The following is a 1002-nucleotide window of genomic DNA, read 5'->3' on the forward strand; positions in this document are numbered from 1 at the left end:
CTAGTTGGTGGTGGGTGGTGGGGGTTGGTAGGGGTCGTACCACCACCAGTCGGCGCGTTCGCCGAGAGGTCCGGCATAGGGCGGCACTGCCGGTGGGGGTTTGGTGGGTGGGCGGGCCAGTGTGCTGTTGGTCATCACCGCGCCGGCGGCGTCGGTGACGACGAGCTGGTCGGCGGGTCCGGTGATGGTGATGCCGCCGCGGTGGTGTAGCCGGTGGTGATAGGGACACAGCAGCACCAGGTTGTCCAGCTCGGTGGCCCCGCCGTCTTCCCAGTGCCGGATGTGATGGGCGTGCAGCCCGCGGGTGGCCCCGCAGCCGGGCACCGCACACGTGGGATAGCGGTACTCCAGTGCGCGGCGCAGCCGGCGGTTGATCACCCGCGTGGAGCGGCCCGCCCCGATCGGTTGACCGTGGCGTTCAAACCACACCTCACAGGTGGCATCACAGCTCAGATAGCGGCGATCAGCATCAGACAGCAGCGGGCCCAGATGCAGCGCGCCGATACGGTCGTTGACGTCGAGGTGCACCACCACCGTGGTGCGTTGGGCGTGCGGGCGCTGTGCCACCTCGGCGTCCCAGCCGGTCTCGATCAGCCGCAGGAACGCATCCACACTGGTGGGCGGCGGGGGCGCGTTGTTGCCGGTGTCGTGGTCGCGTTTCCACTCGGCGATCAGCGCCTCCCGATGCGCGGCCAGCGCCGCGTCGAAGGTCGCGGCCTCCACGCTGGGCAGGGTGATCCGCCACGTCGTGGAGGTCTCATCGCTGGTCTGGCTGATCGAACGCTCGGGCTCCGGCACCACTGGCTTCGGAGTCTCGTCCTCGTCGTCGTCCGGGGTGTCGGGGTCGGGTTGGGGTTGCGGCGGTGGTTCCAGCTTCAGCGCGGTGCGCAGCTGGTTGACTGTGGCCACGCTGGCCAGCTGTGCATAGTGCTCATCCGAGCCTGCACCGGCGCGCGCGGCGATCACCCCGACCTGATCCAGCGACAACCGGCCCTCGCGCAA

Annotated in this window: 1 protein-coding gene; it reads right to left on the reverse strand. The window is 69.7% G+C overall.

The features are described 5' to 3' along the window. Window positions 1–1002: HNH endonuclease signature motif containing protein (locus tag A5651_RS01800; protein WP_066974974.1), on the reverse strand; the 1002-nt coding region annotated here is incomplete at its 5' end.

Source organism: Mycobacterium sp. 1274761.0 (assembly GCF_001668615.1).
Classification (GTDB): domain Bacteria; phylum Actinomycetota; class Actinomycetes; order Mycobacteriales; family Mycobacteriaceae; genus Mycobacterium.